Origin of the sequence: Caulobacter sp. NIBR1757, assembly GCF_027912495.1 — a bacterium.
Lineage (GTDB): Bacteria > Pseudomonadota > Alphaproteobacteria > Caulobacterales > Caulobacteraceae > Caulobacter.
In genome coordinates this window covers 1,001,162-1,017,182 of the sequence record NZ_CP115463.1, presented here as the reverse complement: position 1 = coordinate 1,017,182, position 16,021 = coordinate 1,001,162, and the positions used below count along the sequence as shown (strand labels likewise).

Sequence of the window (16,021 nt, the reverse complement as noted above, 5' to 3'; positions counted from 1 at the left end):
TGCCCTCATCCGACCCCCTTCGGGGGCCACCTTCTCCCGACAAGCGGGAGAAGGAACGGTGGTTGATCATCATTCCCCCGTCAAATTCGGCGCCCGCCGCTCGCGGAAGGCGTTGACGGCCTCAGCGCGGTCGGCGGTCATGTTGGACAGCATCTCGTAGGCGACGGCGGCGTCGCTGGTGCTGACAGCAAGCTGCTTCAGCGCGATGTTGGCCACCGTCTTGGTCCAGCGCACGGCCCAGCGCGGGTTGGCGAGGATCTTGCCGACGATGTCCGCCACCTTGGCGTCGAGCGCCTCGGCCGGGACGGCGTAGTTGATCAGCCCCATGCGGGCGGCCTCGTCGGCGCGCAGCAGTTCGCCGGTCAGCAGGAGTTCCTTGGCCCGCGCGAAGCCGATCAGCTGCGGCCAGATCACCGCCCCGCCGTCGCCGGCCACCAGCCCGACCTTGACATGGGGATCGCCGATCTTGGCCGTCTCGTCGGCGATGATGACGTCACAGAGCAGGGCGATGGTCGCGCCCAGGCCCGCCGCCGCCCCGTTCAGCCGGCAGATGATCGGCTTTTCCATATCGAGCAGGGTGGCGACGATGCGCTTGGCGTCATGGGCGATGGCGCGGAAGGCGGCGGGACGTTTGATCTGCTCGTCGAACCAGTCGAAGTCGCCGCCGGCGCAGAACGCGCGGCCCTGGCCGGTCAGGATGATCAGGTCGCTGTCCTCATCGGCCTGCAGCTCGATGAACAGCCGGGCCAGCTCGTCATGCATGGCGGCGTCAACGGCGTTCACCGCATTGCCGGTGATGGTCACCGTCAGAATGCGGCCGTCGCGGTCGAAGCGGAAGCGCGTGTAGTTCTGGAGAAGCGCGTGGGTCATTGGGGATCCGGGGCGAGGCGGGCGAGACGGCGGCCGAAGTTCTCGCCGCGGAACAGGCCGCAGAAGGCCTCGGGTAGGGATTCCAGGCCATCGAACTCCTCGATGGCGATCTTCAGCGAGCCGTCGGCGATCCAGCCGGCCATGGTCGCCTGGACTTCGGGGAAGCCGCGCAGGTCGTCGAACACCACCAGGCCTTCCATGCGCACGCGGTGGGTGATGAAGACGCTGGTGTTCCTGATGCCCACCCGGTCGGCGGCCTCGACATTGTAGTCGGCGACCTGGCCGGAGACGACGACGCGGCCGCGCAGACGCATCATCGGCAGCACCCGGTCGATGCTCTCGTTGCCGACGTTGTCGAACAGGATGTCGACGCCCTTGGGACAGGCGGCGGCGATGGCCGCCGTCAGATCGGGGACGGCCTTGTAGTCGATGACCTCGGCGAACCCGGCCTCGTCCTTCAGCCAGGCGCATTTCCTCGGACCGCCGGCGATACCGACGACCCGCAGGCCGAGCTTCTTGCCGATCTGGCCGGCCGTGGCCCCGACCGGGCCGGCGGCGGAGGTGACAAGCAGTGTCTCACCTTCCTTGGCCTGGCCGAGGCGATGCATGCCGAACCAGGCGGTCATGCCCGGCACGCCCAGCACGCCGATCCAGGCGCCGAGCGGCACCCCCTTCGGCTTCCATTCGGCCGGGATCTTCTGGATGACCCCGCGCCCGTCGGAGACCAGGTGCTCGCGCCAGCCGCCGCCGGCGGCGATGACGTCGCCCGGGGCGAAATTGGGGTTGTTGCTCTCTTCGACCTGGGCGACCGCGAAACCGTCGATGCCCTCGCCGATCTTCATCGCCCCGGCATAGCTGTCGCCGCCCGACAGGCGCGAGCGCATGCCCGGATCGACCGAGGCCAGGATGGTGCGGGCCCGGAACTGGCCTTCGGCGAGATCGGGAAGTTCAGCCGTCTCCAGACGGAAGTCTTCGGGCGCGGGGGCGCCGCGCACATGGCGGGCCAGCACCCATCGGCGGGTCGTTACAGTCACCAGGCCTCCCATCCCGGCTCATGGCGGCCGGCGTCGGGACGCAGCTTAGGAGGTAGAGCAGGCGGGTGGGAAGCCTTCATCCTCACCCGTTTACGGGGGAGGGGGACCGTGCGAAGCGTGGTGGAGGGGGCGAGTGACGGCGAGCGGGCGGTTGCAGTTTCGAAGAAGGGCCTGAGTGAAGGGCTTCAGGCGCGGCGCACGGCCCTCGCCCCCTCCACCACCGGCTTCGCCGGCGGTCCCCCTCCCCCGCTTCGCGTGGGAGGATGAGGGCAGCTCTACTCTTCGACGATGGCCCGCATCAGGTGAACCATCTGGCGGCGCAGACCCGGCTTGTCGATGCGGACGAACAGCGAGGCGATCTCCAGGCCTTCGGGGCTCATCAGGAATTCGTTGATGGCGCGATCGAAACCGGTCTCGCCGACCGTCGATTGTTCCTCTGGATTGCTGAGACCCTCGAAGAAGTAGGCCACCGGCGTCTGCAGGGTGGCGGCGATCTGGTAGAGCTTGGAGGCCGAAACGCGGTTGGCCCCGCGCTCGTACTTCTGGACCTGTTGGAACGTCAGGCCGAGGCTGTCGGCCAGCTGTTCCTGGGTGACTCCCAGCGCCTTGCGGCGCTGCCGGATTCTGCGGCCGACATGCAGATCAACTTCGGCGGGACCATCGGGGGGCATGGTCACTCTCCAACACGACTGAAACGAAAGTTTCAAGTCGGATATCCGACGGAGGTTTCGCCTTTATTGCCGCCGTGCGACCAGGTGCGTCCCCCACGCCAAGGCAATCAGCGTAGCATAGCTCCAGACATAATAGGCGGTGATGACCGCCAGGGCGAAAAGTCGCGGGTCGAGAAGCTGGGTGAAGTGGGTGGCGGCGGTCAGCAGCTGGGTGGCGCTGGCGAAGATCAGCCAGCCGCGCCGCCAGCGCAGGGTCATGCCCAGGAAGACCATGAACAGCACGACATCGAGCCAGGCGACGGCCCATTGCGGCGAGAGGATGTTGATGCGGTCCTGCAGCAGGGCGCTGGCGGCCCAGGCGACGGCGATGACGACGCCGGCGGTCTTCTCGGGCCTGCCGCCCCGCAGGAGGGCGTACAGGCAGACGGCGGCCATGACGATGAAGCCGACGAGGGCGGGAACCGTGGGCATGGCGGGGGTCCGAAGCTTCGAATCCCCGCCAGTCTGGGCCAAGCGGCCCGGGATGCAAGCGGCGGCCCTCAGACCACCCGGCGAAGGCGGGAGGCGCGCCGCTCGGCAGGCTGCTGGTCCAGTTCGCCGCTCGGCGGCGGAGCGTTCTCCTCGGGCTTGTCCATGCCGCCGATGGCGACGGCGCGCAGCCCGATCTGGTTCTTGACGTCGGACAGGTGGCCATGGGCTTCGACCAGTTCGCGGCGGCCGTTGGCCAGCATGACGATGGAGGCGCAGGTGCGGTCCATCACCGACTGGCCGACCACGGCCGACAGGCCGGCCTCGACGCGGGCGTCGCTGAGCATGCTGGTCAGGCGGGCGGTTTCGCTAAGCGCGCGGTCGATGGCCAGTTCGGCGACGAACAGCTGGTCGGCGACCTTGTGGGCGACAATCTTGCGTTTCATGACGTAAGTCTCCGGTCGCGCGGACCGATGGCCGGCGCGATGTGGTCGATTGGATTGTTCGAGAAATTTTCAGCCGCGGGGCGGCACGACCCCGTCGACGATGCGCTGGATAAGAAGGGTGACCTCCTGGGCCCCCATCAGAACTCCCCCCAGCAGTAGGCTGCCGACGATCGCGATGAGCGCGATCCGCGTCAGCATCTGCAGTGCTGTCAGCTCATGACCGTCTCCTCCGAAAAGGAGGCTTCGTCCGCGGTCAACCATGCCGTGGCGCTGAGAATCTGCACCAGCAGCTTCTCCGGCGGCAGCGACGGCTGAAGCCGCCGCAGCGCCGAAATGATGGTCGAGATCTGACCCGACCGGTCCGGGCTGGCCAGCAGGCTCAGGCCCGATTCCAGCGCCGTCCAGCTGACCAGGAAGACTGGGCTGGAAGTCGGCGGAGCGGTCGTTGAAGCGGTCACGGAAGGCCTCGGGGTCGGCGTTGAACTGAGGCTCAACTGACCGGGAGGCGGGGGCCTTGGGTATGGGGTTTGGATCAGGTGGGTATTCGATACCCAGGTCGTTTTCGTGCGCGACGAGAGCCAGGGCCGCGGCGCGGCGATCGGTGGCGCCGATCCGCTCGCGGGCCCGGTCGATATGCTTGTCGACCGTGCTCTTGGAAATGTTCAGGAGGCGGGCGATTTCCTTGGACTGGTGATGGCGCGCAACCAGCCGCAGACACTCGCGCTCACGCGGCGTCAGGAACTCGAACCCCGTCCGGGAATCTCCGGAAGTCTCCCCCATAGGTGGAGACTGTCACAAGCAGCGGGCAATGCCAGCGGAGTCAACCTGACTGTGTTCAACTCCGCCGCACTACTCCGGATTTACCCGGAGCGAGTTCTGGCCGCTATAGCCCCAGCACGGCCTTGGCCATGATGTTGCGCTGGATCTCGTTGGAGCCGCCGAAGATCGAGGTCTTGCGCATGTTGAAGTAGCCGGGCCCAGCCTTGAAGGCGAAGTCGGGACCGATCGGCAGGGCGTTGCCACCCTCCTTCGGGAAGCCGCGGAAATAGGGCGCGCCATAGTGATCGGCGGCCTCCAGGGTCAGTTCGGTCAGCCGCTGGCCGACCTCGGTGCCCTTGACCTTCAGCAGCGACGCTTCCGGGCCGGGGCCCTTGCCGCTGCTCTCGCCGGCAAGCGTGCGCAGCTCGGTGTACTCAAGCGCCTGCAGGTCGACTTCCAGCTCGGCGACCTTGCGGCGGAAATCGGGGTCGTTGATCAGCGGCTTGCCGTCGTCGGCCAGCTGGTTGCCGGCCACTTCGCGCAGGCGTTCGATGCCGCGCTTGGAGCGCGCCACGCCGGCGATGCCGGTGCGTTCGTGGCCGAGCAGGTATTTGGCGACCGTCCAGCCCTTGTTCTCCTCGCCGATGCGATTCTCCACGGGCACGATGACGTCTTCCAGGAAGGTGTCGTTGACCTCGTGGCCGCCGTCGATGGTGATGATCGGCCGCACGGTGATGCCCGGGGTCTTCATGTCGATGAGCAGGAAGGTGATTCCTTCCTGCTTCTTGGCGTCAGGATCGGTGCGGACCAGGAAGAAGCCCCAGTCTGCAAAGTGGCCCTGCGTGGTCCAGGTCTTCTGGCCGTTGACCTTGTAGTATTCCTTGCCGTCCTCGCCGGTGAAGCGCTCTGCCTTGGTCGACAGGCCCGCGAGGTCGGAGCCGGCGCCGGGCTCGCTGTAGCCCTGGCACCACCAGATATCGCCGGCCAGGGTGGGCTTCAGCAGGTTCTCTTTCTGGTCCGGGGTTCCGAAGGTGTAGAGCACCGGCCCGATCATCCCGAGGCCAAACGACGGCCCGGTGGTGTTGGCGCGGGCCAGTTCCTCGCTGAAGATATACTTGCGCACGGCGTCCCAGCCGGTGCCGCCATGTTCGACCGGCCACGAGGGGGTCAGCCAGCCCTTCTTGTAGAGAATCTTGTGCCAGGACAGGATCTCTTCCTTGTTCAGGTGCTCGCCGGTGGCCTGCTTGTCGCGGATGGCCTTGGGGAAATTATCCTCGATCCACGACCGCACTTCTTTGCGGAACTCGGCGTGCTCGGGCAGGAAATCCAGGTCCATCTACAGGCTCCCTCTAGGTCGGGCTGGACTCTGGCGGTCCGCCTCGGCAGTTTGCGCTCAAACAAGTGTTTCAACGACGATAGGGGCGCAACGCCATGGCCGCAATCAATTCCGTCACCGACCTCTCCAACGAAGGCGATGTCGCCGTCATCACCCTGAACAGCCCGCCGGTAAACGCGCTGTCGTCGGGCGTGCGCGATGGCCTCTATGAAGGCTTCAAGGCCGCGATCGCCGACGACTCGGTGAAATCGATCGTCCTGATCTGCGACGGCCGCACCTTCATCGCCGGCGCCGACATCAGCGAGTTCGGCGGGGCCGCCAAGGGCGCCAGCCTGTTCGACGTCCAGAACATCATGGAAAATTCGCCGAAAGCCGTCGTCGCCGCCATCCACGGCACGGCGCTGGGCGGTGGTCTGGAAGTGGCGCTGACCGCCCACTACCGCGTCGCTGTTCCGTCCGCGAAGGTCGGCCTGCCGGAAGTGAACCTGGGCCTCCTGCCCGGCGCCGGCGGCACCCAGCGCCTGCCCCGCATCGTCGGCGCCGAGAAGGCCCTGGAGATGATGACCAGCGGCAGCCACGTCCCCGGCAAGGCCGCCGCCGCCATGGGCCTGGTCGATGAACTGGTCGAGGAGGGCAATCTGCGCGCCGGCGCCATCGCCTTCGCCAAGAAAGTCGTCGCCGAGAACTGGCCGCTGAAGAAGGTCCGCGACCGTGAAGTGAAGGCCGACCCGCAGGTCTTCGCCGACTTCCGCAAGGCCAACGCCCGCAAGTTCCGCGGCTTCAAGGCCCCCGAATCGAACATCCAGTGCATCGAGGCGGCGGTGAACCTGCCCTTCGAGGAAGGCCTGGCCGTCGAGCGCAAGCTGTTCGTCGAGCTGATGACCGGTCCGCAGTCGGCCGCCCAGCGCTACGTCTTCTTCGCCGAGCGCGCCGCAAACAAGATTCCCGACGTCGGTGACGATGTCGAAATCCTGCCGATCAAGACCGTCGGCGTCATCGGCGCCGGCACCATGGGCGGCGGCATCTCGATGAACTTCCTCAACGCCGGCATCCCGGTGAAGATCGTCGAGATGAAGCAGGAGGCCCTCGATCGCGGCCTCGGCGTCATCCGCAAGAACTACGAGAACACCGCCAAGAAGGGTCGCCTGACCCAGGACGACGTCGAAAAGCGCATGGCCGCCCTGACCGGCTCGCTGGAGCTGTCCGATCTGGCCGACTGCGACCTGATCATCGAGGCCGTGTTCGAGAACATGGACATCAAGAAGGACATCTTCGGCAAGCTGGACAAGATCGCCAAGCCGGGCGCCATCCTGGCCACCAACACCAGCTACCTGAACGTCGACGAGATCGCCGCCGCCACCAGCCGTCCGGAAAGCGTTATCGGCCTGCACTTCTTCTCGCCGGCCAACGTCATGCGCCTGCTGGAAATCGTCCGCGGCGACAAGACCTCCAAGCCGGTCATCGCCACCTCGATGAAGCTGGCCAAGACCATCGGCAAGGTCGGCGTCCTGGTCGGCGTCTGCCCGGGCTTCGTCGGCAACCGCATGCTGTCCAGCCGCCAGGGCCAGGCCCAGGCGGTGGTGGCCGAGGGCGCCATGCCCTGGGACGTCGATCGCGTGCTCTACGACTTCGGCTTCCCGATGGGTCCGTTCGCGATGAGCGATCTGGCCGGCCTCGACATCGGCTGGGACAAGGAGAAGTCCTCGGGCTCGACCATCCGCGAGGTGCTCTGCGAGATGGACCGTCGCGGCCAGAAGACCGGCGCCGGCTACTATGACTACGACGAGAACCGCAACGCCAAGCCCTCGCCCGTCACCGAGAAGATCATCAAGGACTTCGCCGCCAAGGCCGGGACCAACCCGCGCGATGTCGGCGACGAGGAGATCCTCGAGCGGACCATCTTCACGATGATCAACGAGGGGGCCAAGATCCTCGAAGAGGGCAAGGCCATCCGCGCGTCGGACATCGATACGGTGTGGGTGAACGGCTACGGCTGGCCGGTCTATCGCGGCGGCCCGATGCACTACGGCGACAGCGTCGGCCTGGCCAAGGTCGTCGAGCGCCTGAAGCACTACCAGGACAAGCACGGCGACTTCTTCAAGCCGTCGGCCCTGCTGGAAAAGCTGGCCAGCGAAGGCAAGACGTTCGCCAGCCTGAAATAACGATCAGCGTCCCTTCTCCCGCTTGTCGGGAGAAGGTGGCCCCCGAAGGGGGTCGGATGAGGGCAGCACCGGCCAATGCCGGTCTGCCCTCGCCTTTTTGAGAGGTCGGCGCCAGAACACGCGAACCTGCCCGCGCTGGCGCTGCCCTCATCCGGCCGCTACGCGGCCACCTTCTCCCGACGAGCGGGAGAAGGATCACCGAGAGCGTGCCGATGCCTTCTATCCTCGACCAGTTCCGCGCCGACGACTTCGGCAACCTGCCCGACATCATGCGCGAGCACGCCGCCGCCCGGCCGGACCACCCGGCCCTCTGGCAGGACGGCGTCTCCATCACCTGGGCCCAGCTCGACGCCCTCATGGACCGCGTCGCCGCCGGCCTGCAGCGTGACGGGGTCGCCCAGCGCCAGGCGGTGGCCATCTGCGCCACCACTTCGATCAACTATGCGGTGCTGTTCCTCGGCTGCCTGCGCGCCGGCATCGCCGCCGCCCCGCTGGCCCCCTCCTCCACCGCCGAGCAGCTGGTCGGCATGATCGCCGACTCCGGCGCCACCCTGTTCTTCCTCGACAAGGGCGTCGCCGAACTGATGAGCGGCGTCATGGGCGACGTGACCGCCCGCCGCATCGCCCTCGACGAGTCCGACGCCGGCGACAGCTTCGCCGCCTGGCTGCCGGCCAACGGCGCCAAGCCCGCCCCGGTGACCATCGGCAAAAAAGACCCCTTCAACATCATCTACAGCTCGGGCACGACCGGCATCCCCAAGGGCATTGTCCAGTCCCACGGCATGCGCTGGCGCCACCTCGCTGTCCGCCCGGACGGCGTCGGCTATGGCCCGGACGCCCGCAGCCTGATCTCCACGCCGCTCTATTCCAACACCACCCTGGTCTGCTTCTTCCCCACCCTGTCGGGCGGCGGCACGGTCCACATGATGGGCAAGTTCGACACCGCCAAGTACCTGAAGATCGCGCAAGACGAGAAGATCACCCACACCATGCTGGTGCCGGTCCAGTACCGCCGCCTGATGGAATTCCCCGGCTTCGACGACCACGACCTGTCGAGCTACGTCATGAAGTTCTGCACCAGCGCCCCCTTCCCGGCCGAGCTGAAGGCAGAGGTCCTCAAGCGCTGGCCCGGCGGCCTGATCGAGTACTACGGCATGACCGAAGGCGGCGGCAGCTTCATGCTGGCGGCCCACGAACACCCCGACAAACTGCACACCGTCGGCCAGCCGGCTCCCGGCTGCATCATCCGGCTGGTCGATGAGGAGGGGAACGAGGTCCCCACCGGCGAGATCGGCGAGATCGTCGGCTACAGCCCGGCCACCATGAACGGCTACCACAACCAGCCCGGCAAGACGGCCGAGGCCCAGTGGGTCCACCCCGAGACCGGCGACATCTACATTCGGACGGGAGACGTCGGCCGCCTCGACGCCGAGGGCTTCCTGCAGCTGATGGACCGCCGCAAGGACATGATCATCTCCGGCGGCTTCAACATCTATCCCAGCGACATGGAGGCGGTGATGGTGGAGCACCCTGCCGTGGTGGAGGCCGCCGTGGTCGGCGTGCCGTCCAGGGACTGGGGCGAGACGCCGGTGGCCTTCGTCGCGCTCAAGGAGGGCGAGACCGCCACCCCCGAGGCCATCCGCGAATTCACCAACAGCAAGGTCGGCAAGACCCAGCGGGTGGCCGACGTGGTGCTGGTCGACGCCCTGCCCCGCAGCCACATCGGCAAGGTGTTGAAGCGGGAACTGCGCGACGCCTATGATGGGCCGGCGAAGAGCTGATGATCGTCGTCAGCGGAACCGTCACCGGCAAACCGGACACGCTGGACGCGATGCTGGAAGCGGCGCTCGAACACGTCCGCCGCTCGCGCACAGAGCCCGGCTGTCTGCAGCACGGGGTCGCCATCGACGCCGAGAACCCGCTGACCCTGGTCTTCTACGAGGAATGGACGGACCGGGCGGCGCTCGACGCCCACTTCCAGGTCCCCGGCTCGCTCGCGTTCGTGAAAGCCATGCGGTCGTTGGCCGCCAGCCAGACGAAGATGAAAATCCTGCCGGTCGAGGCGCCCGGGTGACCGCTACGGCGTCACGATGGTGACCACCGTCTTGCCCAGCCCCTGACCGGTCAGGGCGAACTCCAGGGCCGGGGCGAAATCCTCGAACGCGAAGGCCCGGCCGACCGGCGGCTTCAGCGATCCGGCGGCCACCCAGCCCATCAGGGTTTCCAGATGCTCGCGCCCCTTCGCCGGCTCGAAGATCAGGAACTGGCGCACGTCCACCCCGACCAGGGCGGAGCCCTTCATCAGGGTCAGGTTGCTGGGCAGGGCCGGGATCGGCCCGCCGACGAAACCCATCACCAGATGCCGTCCGCCCCAGCCCAGCGACCGGAATGCCGGCTCGAACAGCGGCCCGCACACCGGATCGTAGATCACCGTCGGCGCCCCGCCCGCCACCGCTTTAAGCCGGTCTCGCCAGCCCTCCGGCGTGGTGTCGAGCGCCGCATCGGCGCCGAGTGACAGGCAGAAATCGCGCTTTTCCTCCGTCGAGGCCGTCGCGATCACCCGCGCGCCCAGCCGCTTCGCCACCTGGATACCCGCCGCCCCGACGCCGCCGGCCGCGCCCAGCACGACCACGGTCTCGCCCGGCTGCACATTGGCCCTGTCCCGCAGCCCGTGCAGGGCGGTGATGTAGTTGATCCGGAAGCCGGCGGCCTCGGCGGCGGTCATGGCCTCGGGGATCACCTGCACGCCCGCCGCCGGCCCCACCGCCAGTTCGGCGAAGCCGCCGCGCACCTGCGCCATCACCCGGTCGCCGACCTTCAACCCCTCCACGCCCTCGCCCACCGCCGCGATTCGCCCCCCGACCTCGCCACCCGGCGTATGGGGCAGCGGCGGCTTGACCTGATAGCGGCCGAGCGCCACCAGGGCGTCGGCATAGCCCACGCCGACCGCCTCGACAGCCACCACCACCTCGCCCGGCCCCAGCGTCGGCGCCTCGGCCTCGACGATCCGGTAGCCGTCGATGGAGTCCAGGGTTTCGGCGACGACCTTGCGCATGCTCTTCTCCTTTGCGACCGTCAGGCGTTAGCCCCCTGACCCGACGGCAGTCGAGCAACAGGAGCGTTTGCATGATCATCGTCGCCGGATCGATCCACATCAAACCCGGCCTGCGTCAGGCCTTCCTCGACCTCGCCGGTAGCGCCGTTGAGGAGGCGCGGGCGGCTGAGGGCTGTCTCGACTTCGCGGTCTCGGCCGATGTCGCCGACCCCGACCGGGTCAACATTTTCGAACGCTGGCAGTCGGTGGAGGCCCTCGAAGGGTTCCGGGGCTCAGGGATGGACGAGGCCCAGATCGCCATGATCGCCCGCGGTTCCGTCCGCCGTTACGCCGCCGAGGATATCGGCTCCGCCTGAGGCCACCCTTGAATGCCCGCGGGGAAGTCCCATACATCGCAGGCATGAGTTCTCCGCCAGGCTTGGAAAGCGTTGTCGCCGCCGCGAAAACCGCGGGGCCCAAGGGCCTGCCGCCGGTGCATCTGTGGAACCCGGCCCACTGCGGCGACATCGACATCGTCATCCGCAAGGATGGCCTGTGGTTCCACGAAGGCAGCCCCATCGGCCGCGAGGCGCTGGTCCGCCTGTTCTCGACCGTCCTGCGCAAGGACCCGGACGGCTATCACCTGGTGACGCCCGTCGAGAAGATGCGCATCACCGTCGAGGACGCGCCCTTCATCGCTGTCCGCGTCGATCGCGAGGGCGACAGTCTCAAGTTCCTCACCAACGTCGGCGACGAGGTCATCGCCGGCCCGGACAACCCCATCCGCGTCGAGGTCGACCCGCAAACCGGCGAGCCCCGCCCCTACGTCCACGTCCGCCGGGGCCTGGAAGCCCGCATCGCCCGTCCGGTCTTCTACGAGCTGGTCGAACTGGCCACCGAGCACGACACCCCCGAGGGCCCGGTGCTGGCCGTCACCAGCGACGGCGCCGTCTTCCCGGTCGGCCCCGTCGGGGCGCACCTGACGTGAAGCCCGGCGCCGACCTGCGCGCGTGGATCAGTCACCACCTCGACCCCATCGCCGACAGCGGCGTCGGCCGGCCCTACCAGTCCGACTTCGACCTGAACCCGGACATGGATCCGGGCGACGTCGTCGTCACCCCCGCCGCCGTGCTGGTGCCGCTGATCGAGCGGCCCGAAGGCCTGTCGGTGCTGCTGACCCGCCGGTCCTCGACCCTGCGCCGTCACTCGGGCCAGGTCGCCTTTCCCGGCGGCCGCATGGACCCTGGCGAGACCGCCGTCGAGGCGGCCCTGCGGGAGGCGCAGGAGGAGATCGCGCTGGACCGCTCCCACGTGACCCTGGCGGGCCTCTCCACCCCCTACAGGACCGGCACGGGCTATCTGGTCACCCCCGTCGTCGGCTTCCTGCCCCCGGACCTCCCCCTGGTCCCCAGCGAGGCCGAGGTGGCCCACATCTTCGAGACCCCCTTCGGCTTCCTCATGGACCCGGCCAACTACGAGGAACGCCACTACGACCTGCCGGGCGGCGGTCGCCGGCGCTTCTACGCCATGACCTGGGAGGACGAGCTGATCTGGGGCGCGACGGCCGGGATGCTGCGGGCCCTGTACGACCGGCTGTACGGGGCGGCGGTGGCCTAGACGGTCGGCACGGTCCCGCCGTCGATGACATACTCCGTTCCGGTGATCGAGCCCGCCTGCGGCGAGACCAGGAAGGCGACCAGATCGGCCACCTCGCGCGGCCTTGCCGGCCGGCCGATGGGAATGCCGCCCAGCGAATCCATCAGCGACTGCCGGGCCGCCTCCTGGCTGCCGCCGCCGTTGGCCGCCAGGCGTTCGACCAGGCGCACCGACGCCTCGGTCTCCACCCAGCCCGGCGAGACCCGCACGACCCGCACCCCGGCCGGCGCCACCTCCTTGGACAGCGCCTTGCTGTAGGTCGACAGCGCCGCCTTGGCCGCCGCATAGGCGGTGGTCGAGTCCGGCAGCGGAAGCTGGTTCTGGATCGAGGTGATATGGACGATCACCCCGGCGCCTCGTTCCAGCATCCCCGGCAGCAGTTGGCGGTCCAGCCGCACGGCCGACAGCAGGTTGAGGTCGAGCGCCCTTTGCCACTCGCCGTCATCGAGGACCGCGAAGCCTCCAGCCGGGGCCGACGAGCCGCCGACCACATGCACGACGATGTCGACGCCGCCCAACCGCTCCTCCACGGCTTTGGCGACAATGGCGGCGCCGTCCGCTTCGCTCAGGTCAGCGGCGACGAAGGCTACACCCTCGACATCCCCCGATGGCGCCCGGGCGGTGGCCAGCACCTGAGCGCCGCCCTCCACCAGCCGCAGGGCGATGGCCTGGCCGATGCCCTTGGTGCCGCCGGTGACCAGGGCGCGCAGGCCCGTCAGATCGCTATTGGCCATCAGCCGATCTCCAGGTTGGCGATGCCAAGCGGCGTGAGCGTGAAGCGGTGATCCAGCTCGGCCGGGCTGCCCGGGAAGTTCCCGCTGACCCTGGCGATGACATGGATGCGGCCGTCCGCCTCGAAGGTGGAGAGCGGCTCGCTGCGGTGGTCGTACTTGCGCTTGGCTTCCGCGATCCACTCGGCGATCGCGGCCCGTCCCTTGATCGCCTGTCCCTCGTCGCCGACCGTGCCGTCGGGCAGGAAACAGGAGGCGAGGATGGCGGCGTCGCCGGCCGCGTCGGCGGCGAAATAGTTGCGGATGAACTCAGGCAGGCAGGGGGACATGACAGCGCTCCATTCGTTGATTGCGACCGTGGAGCAGATGTGATCTCTTGCTGCCGATATGGAAAGTACCGACAAAAAAGTGGGGTACTCACCCACGGGTAAGCTTGCCGACGTGACGCCCGAAATGGCGGCCGGCGGTGTCGAGAGCGCCTTCCGCATGCTGGAGGGCCGGTGGAAGATGATCATCCTCTTCCAGCTGTTCAGCGGCGAGGCGCGACGCTTCTCCGAGCTGGAACGGGCCATCCCCGGCGTGTCCCAGAAGATGCTGATCCAGCAGCTCCGCGAGCTGGAGCGCGACGGCATCGTCGCCCGGACAGTCTACCCGCAGGTGCCGCCGAAGGTGGAGTACCGCCTGACCGACTGGGGCCAGGCGCTCTGCCCGGCCCTGGACGCGCTCCTGGAATGGGGCGCGCAACGGCCCCAAGCTGCGGGCCAGGATTGACCGGATCCGCCTCGGGGGACGGTCTGGGAAACTGGCTTTCGCCAAGTTTTCGTATATACTCGTAGATACGGAGATGGCGGTATGAACGAGATTTCCAGCAAGACCTTCAAGAGCGGCAACAGCGCCGCTGTCCGCCTGCCCAAGGACTTCGGCTTCGGCATAGGCGTCGATATCACCCTTGTCCGCAAAGGCGATGTCATCACCATCGCCCGCAAACGGCCGTCCATCCAGGAGATGATCCAGCGGCTGCGTGAAATCCCTGTTCCCAGCGAGATCGAGGTTCGCGATCCCGATATCTTCCCCGATCGGGAAGGCCTCTGATCCATGTTCATGCTGGACACCAGCGTCGCCATCGACCTTCGCGATGGCTCGCCGGAGGTCACGAACAGGGTGCAACAGCTGCGCGGACCTGTCGTCCTGTCGATCATCACCCGGATCGAACTTGAAGGCGGCGTTCATCGGATCCCTGGCGAGGCAGGCCTTCGCCGCGAGCGTCTCGACACGTTGCTGAGCGTCCTTCCGACCGTTCCCTTCGATGATGAGGCCGCCGATATCTACCGGGCGATCATCGAGACCTGCGGATTTTCGCGCCGCAAGATGGCGGACCGGATGATCGCCGCCCAAGCACTGATCGAGGACGCCACCCTGGTCACCCTCAACCCGGACGACTTCCGCGACATACCCGGATTGAAACTTCTGGCCTGGTAAGGCCTGACGCACGCAGAAACACCGCGATGCAACGCGTCACGCCTTTGCAGTTTGCAACACGCCGTCTATTCCATTCCCCCATGTCCAACCTCCCCGACAGCATCGGCCAGCCCGCCTGGATGACCCTGCCCGCCACCGTGGCGGTGATCGAGGCGCTCGAGGCCAAGGGCTTCGCCGGCTGCGCCCGCTTCGTCGGCGGCTGCGTGCGCAACACCCTGCTGAAAACCGACATCGACGACGTCGATATCGCCACCACCCTGACCCCCGACCAGGTCACCGAGGCGCTGGAGCAGGCGGGCCTGAAGGCCGTGCCGACCGGCGTCGACCACGGCACCGTCACCGCCGTCAGCCAGGGCCGGCCCTACGAGATCACCACCCTGCGCAAGGACGTCTCCACCGACGGCCGCCGCGCCGTGGTCTCCTTCACCAAGAGCTGGGCCGAGGACGCCGAGCGCCGCGACTTCCGCCTCAACGCCCTCTACGCGGACGCCGACGGCCGGCTGTTCGATCCGACCGGCGAGGGGATCGCCGACTGCCTGGCCGGCCGCATCGTCTTCGTCGGTGATCCGATGACCCGCATCCGCGAGGACTACCTGCGCATCCTGCGCTGGTTCCGCTTCCACGCCTGGTACGGCAAGGGCGACCCCGACCAGGCGGCCCTGACCGCCTGCAAGGCGCTGAAAGGCATGCTGTCGGGCCGGGCCGCCGAGCGGACCCAGAAGGAACTGCTCAAGCTGCTGGCGGCGGAGGACCCTCGCGCGGCCCTGCGGCTGATGGCGGCGACCAGCGTGCTCTCCTCGGTGCTGCCGCAGGTCAAGGCGCTGACCCGCTTCGAGGCCCTGGTCGGCATCCAGACCGAGCAGCTGTTCGAGACCGACGCCGAGCTCCGCCTGGCCGCCCTGCTGCCCGACGACGCGGTGGTGGCGCGGGACACGGCCGAACGCCTGCGCCTGTCCAACGCCCTGAAGGACCGGCTGATCGAGGCCGCTGGCAAGGAGCCGCGCATCGTCTCCTGGATGAGCCCGCGCGAGGCCCGCCGCACGGTCTACCGGATCGGCATGCGCGCCTTCTCCGACCGCATCAAGCTGGCCTGGGCCGCCTCGACCCGGCCCTCGACCACTTCGCAGTGGCGCGGCTTGCTGGCCCTGGCCGAGACCTGGACCCCGCCGGCTTTCCCGCTGACCGGCGAGGAGGTGCTGGCCGCCGGCGTGCCCAAGGGCCCGCTGGTCGGCGAGGTGATGCGCGAGGTCGAGGAGTGGTGGATCGACCAGGACTTCATGGACGACAAGCTGGCGGCCGTGGAGCGGCTGAAAGCCGTGGCCCAGGGGATGTGCTACTAGGCGGGTAACCAAGTTCGGCGCGCGCCGTTCTGCGG

At 67.9% G+C, this 16,021-nt stretch carries 20 protein-coding genes; 10 read left to right on the top strand and 10 right to left on the bottom strand.

Annotation, left to right across the window (positions count from 1 at the left end; translation table 11 throughout):
- Positions 1–69 precede the first annotated feature (69 nt).
- From O5I81_RS04910 to O5I81_RS04880, 7 genes are all read right to left on the bottom strand, one after another.
- Positions 70–870: an enoyl-CoA hydratase-related protein gene (locus O5I81_RS04910; RefSeq protein WP_271067833.1), complete on the bottom strand. Its 801-nt coding sequence runs from the start codon at positions 868–870 to the stop codon at positions 70–72.
- Positions 867–1,904 carry an NADP-dependent oxidoreductase gene (locus O5I81_RS04905; RefSeq protein WP_271067832.1) on the bottom strand — a complete coding sequence of 346 codons (1,038 nt, stop codon included), beginning with the start codon at positions 1,902–1,904 and terminating at the stop codon, positions 867–869. The genes O5I81_RS04910 and O5I81_RS04905 overlap by 4 nt, the downstream gene beginning before the upstream one ends.
- Positions 1,905–2,179: 275 nt before the next feature.
- Positions 2,180–2,575, bottom strand: a complete 396-nt coding sequence (locus tag O5I81_RS04900; protein WP_271067831.1) for a helix-turn-helix domain-containing protein — start codon at positions 2,573–2,575, stop codon at positions 2,180–2,182.
- Positions 2,576–2,638: 63 nt separating this feature from the next.
- Positions 2,639–3,046, bottom strand: coding sequence for a hypothetical protein (locus tag O5I81_RS04895; RefSeq protein ID WP_271067830.1), 408 nt, complete (start codon positions 3,044–3,046; stop codon positions 2,639–2,641).
- Positions 3,047–3,114: 68 nt separating this feature from the next.
- Positions 3,115–3,489, bottom strand: coding sequence for a hypothetical protein (locus O5I81_RS04890; RefSeq protein WP_271067829.1), 375 nt, complete (start codon positions 3,487–3,489; stop codon positions 3,115–3,117).
- A 69-nt stretch (positions 3,490–3,558) separates the two neighbouring features.
- Positions 3,559–4,269: a helix-turn-helix transcriptional regulator gene (locus O5I81_RS04885; protein WP_271067828.1), complete on the bottom strand. Its 711-nt coding sequence runs from the start codon at positions 4,267–4,269 to the stop codon at positions 3,559–3,561.
- A 103-nt stretch (positions 4,270–4,372) separates the two neighbouring features.
- On the bottom strand, positions 4,373–5,584 hold the full coding sequence (locus O5I81_RS04880; RefSeq protein WP_271067827.1) for an acyl-CoA dehydrogenase family protein: 1,212 nt from the start codon (positions 5,582–5,584) through the stop codon (positions 4,373–4,375).
- A gap of 95 nt (positions 5,585–5,679) precedes the next feature.
- Here O5I81_RS04880 and O5I81_RS04875 point away from each other — a divergent pair, with 95 nt between their 5' ends.
- From O5I81_RS04875 to O5I81_RS04865, 3 genes are all read left to right on the top strand, one after another.
- Positions 5,680–7,746, top strand: coding sequence for a 3-hydroxyacyl-CoA dehydrogenase NAD-binding domain-containing protein (locus tag O5I81_RS04875; protein WP_271067826.1), 2,067 nt, complete (start codon positions 5,680–5,682; stop codon positions 7,744–7,746).
- Positions 7,747–7,958: 212 nt separating this feature from the next.
- Entirely contained in the window at positions 7,959–9,527 is a 1,569-nt protein-coding gene (locus tag O5I81_RS04870; RefSeq protein WP_271067825.1) for a class I adenylate-forming enzyme family protein, read from the top strand.
- Entirely contained in the window at positions 9,527–9,820 is a 294-nt protein-coding gene (locus O5I81_RS04865; RefSeq protein ID WP_271067824.1) for a putative quinol monooxygenase, read from the top strand. The genes O5I81_RS04870 and O5I81_RS04865 overlap by 1 nt, the downstream gene beginning before the upstream one ends.
- A gap of 3 nt (positions 9,821–9,823) precedes the next feature.
- Here the strand turns inward: O5I81_RS04865 and O5I81_RS04860 are convergent, their stop codons facing one another.
- Positions 9,824–10,801, bottom strand: coding sequence for an NADPH:quinone oxidoreductase family protein (locus O5I81_RS04860; RefSeq protein ID WP_271067823.1), 978 nt, complete (start codon positions 10,799–10,801; stop codon positions 9,824–9,826).
- 71 nt (positions 10,802–10,872) lie between these two features.
- On the opposite strand from O5I81_RS04860, the gene O5I81_RS04855 reads away from it, so the two are divergent.
- The 3 genes from O5I81_RS04855 to O5I81_RS04845 are packed head-to-tail and all read left to right on the top strand — an operon-like array spanning position 10,873 to position 12,397.
- Positions 10,873–11,157, top strand: coding sequence for an antibiotic biosynthesis monooxygenase family protein (locus O5I81_RS04855; protein ID WP_271067822.1), 285 nt, complete (start codon positions 10,873–10,875; stop codon positions 11,155–11,157).
- Between the two features lie 44 nt (positions 11,158–11,201).
- Positions 11,202–11,768 carry a DUF1285 domain-containing protein gene (locus O5I81_RS04850; RefSeq protein ID WP_271067821.1) on the top strand — a complete coding sequence of 189 codons (567 nt, stop codon included), beginning with the start codon at positions 11,202–11,204 and terminating at the stop codon, positions 11,766–11,768.
- On the top strand, positions 11,765–12,397 hold the full coding sequence (locus tag O5I81_RS04845; protein WP_271067820.1) for a CoA pyrophosphatase: 633 nt from the start codon (positions 11,765–11,767) through the stop codon (positions 12,395–12,397). The genes O5I81_RS04850 and O5I81_RS04845 overlap by 4 nt, the downstream gene beginning before the upstream one ends.
- Here O5I81_RS04845 and O5I81_RS04840 read toward each other — a convergent pair.
- Complete coding sequence (locus O5I81_RS04840) at positions 12,394–13,170, bottom strand: SDR family oxidoreductase (RefSeq protein ID WP_271067819.1); 777 nt, start codon at positions 13,168–13,170, stop codon at positions 12,394–12,396. The two genes, O5I81_RS04845 and O5I81_RS04840, sit on opposite strands and share 4 nt — an antisense overlap.
- A complete protein-coding gene (locus O5I81_RS04835) occupies positions 13,170–13,496 on the bottom strand; it encodes a nuclear transport factor 2 family protein (RefSeq protein WP_271067818.1) in 327 nt (108 codons plus the stop codon). The genes O5I81_RS04840 and O5I81_RS04835 overlap by 1 nt, the downstream gene beginning before the upstream one ends.
- Positions 13,497–13,608: 112 nt before the next feature.
- Between O5I81_RS04835 and O5I81_RS04830 the strand changes: the two genes are divergently transcribed.
- The 4 genes from O5I81_RS04830 to O5I81_RS04815 all read left to right on the top strand — a co-directional run bounded on the left by O5I81_RS04830 (position 13,609) and on the right by O5I81_RS04815 (position 15,986).
- Complete coding sequence (locus tag O5I81_RS04830; RefSeq protein WP_271067817.1) at positions 13,609–13,938, top strand: helix-turn-helix domain-containing protein; 330 nt, start codon at positions 13,609–13,611, stop codon at positions 13,936–13,938.
- A gap of 81 nt (positions 13,939–14,019) precedes the next feature.
- On the top strand, positions 14,020–14,259 hold the full coding sequence (locus tag O5I81_RS04825) for an AbrB/MazE/SpoVT family DNA-binding domain-containing protein (protein ID WP_271067816.1): 240 nt from the start codon (positions 14,020–14,022) through the stop codon (positions 14,257–14,259).
- A 3-nt stretch (positions 14,260–14,262) separates the two neighbouring features.
- On the top strand, positions 14,263–14,646 hold the full coding sequence (locus O5I81_RS04820) for a type II toxin-antitoxin system VapC family toxin (protein ID WP_271067815.1): 384 nt from the start codon (positions 14,263–14,265) through the stop codon (positions 14,644–14,646).
- Between the two features lie 80 nt (positions 14,647–14,726).
- On the top strand, positions 14,727–15,986 hold the full coding sequence (locus O5I81_RS04815) for a CCA tRNA nucleotidyltransferase (protein WP_271067814.1): 1,260 nt from the start codon (positions 14,727–14,729) through the stop codon (positions 15,984–15,986).
- The last annotated feature ends 35 nt before the right edge of the window (positions 15,987–16,021 follow it).

Bases quoted from the DNA above. Each gene is read 5' to 3' on its own strand.
- O5I81_RS04815 (WP_271067814.1), top strand. From the start codon at position 14,727: ATGTCCAACCTCCCCGACAGCATCGGCCAGCCCGCCTGGATGACCCTG.
- O5I81_RS04900 (WP_271067831.1), bottom strand. From the start codon at position 2,575: ATGCCCCCCGATGGTCCCGCCGAAGTTGATCTGCATGTCGGCCGCAGA.
- O5I81_RS04875 (WP_271067826.1), top strand. From the start codon at position 5,680: ATGGCCGCAATCAATTCCGTCACCGACCTCTCCAACGAAGGCGATGTC.
- O5I81_RS04895 (WP_271067830.1), bottom strand. From the start codon at position 3,046: ATGCCCACGGTTCCCGCCCTCGTCGGCTTCATCGTCATGGCCGCCGTC.
- O5I81_RS04855 (WP_271067822.1), top strand. From the start codon at position 10,873: ATGATCATCGTCGCCGGATCGATCCACATCAAACCCGGCCTGCGTCAG.
- O5I81_RS04825 (WP_271067816.1), top strand. From the start codon at position 14,020: ATGAACGAGATTTCCAGCAAGACCTTCAAGAGCGGCAACAGCGCCGCT.
- O5I81_RS04890 (WP_271067829.1), bottom strand. From the start codon at position 3,489: ATGAAACGCAAGATTGTCGCCCACAAGGTCGCCGACCAGCTGTTCGTC.
- O5I81_RS04840 (WP_271067819.1), bottom strand. From the start codon at position 13,170: ATGGCCAATAGCGATCTGACGGGCCTGCGCGCCCTGGTCACCGGCGGC.
- O5I81_RS04860 (WP_271067823.1), bottom strand. From the start codon at position 10,801: ATGCGCAAGGTCGTCGCCGAAACCCTGGACTCCATCGACGGCTACCGG.
- O5I81_RS04835 (WP_271067818.1), bottom strand. From the start codon at position 13,496: ATGTCCCCCTGCCTGCCTGAGTTCATCCGCAACTATTTCGCCGCCGAC.
- O5I81_RS04910 (WP_271067833.1), bottom strand. From the start codon at position 870: ATGACCCACGCGCTTCTCCAGAACTACACGCGCTTCCGCTTCGACCGC.
- O5I81_RS04865 (WP_271067824.1), top strand. From the start codon at position 9,527: ATGATCGTCGTCAGCGGAACCGTCACCGGCAAACCGGACACGCTGGAC.
- O5I81_RS04820 (WP_271067815.1), top strand. From the start codon at position 14,263: ATGTTCATGCTGGACACCAGCGTCGCCATCGACCTTCGCGATGGCTCG.
- O5I81_RS04880 (WP_271067827.1), bottom strand. From the start codon at position 5,584: ATGGACCTGGATTTCCTGCCCGAGCACGCCGAGTTCCGCAAAGAAGTG.
- O5I81_RS04885 (WP_271067828.1), bottom strand. From the start codon at position 4,269: ATGGGGGAGACTTCCGGAGATTCCCGGACGGGGTTCGAGTTCCTGACG.
- O5I81_RS04870 (WP_271067825.1), top strand. From the start codon at position 7,959: ATGCCTTCTATCCTCGACCAGTTCCGCGCCGACGACTTCGGCAACCTG.
- O5I81_RS04850 (WP_271067821.1), top strand. From the start codon at position 11,202: ATGAGTTCTCCGCCAGGCTTGGAAAGCGTTGTCGCCGCCGCGAAAACC.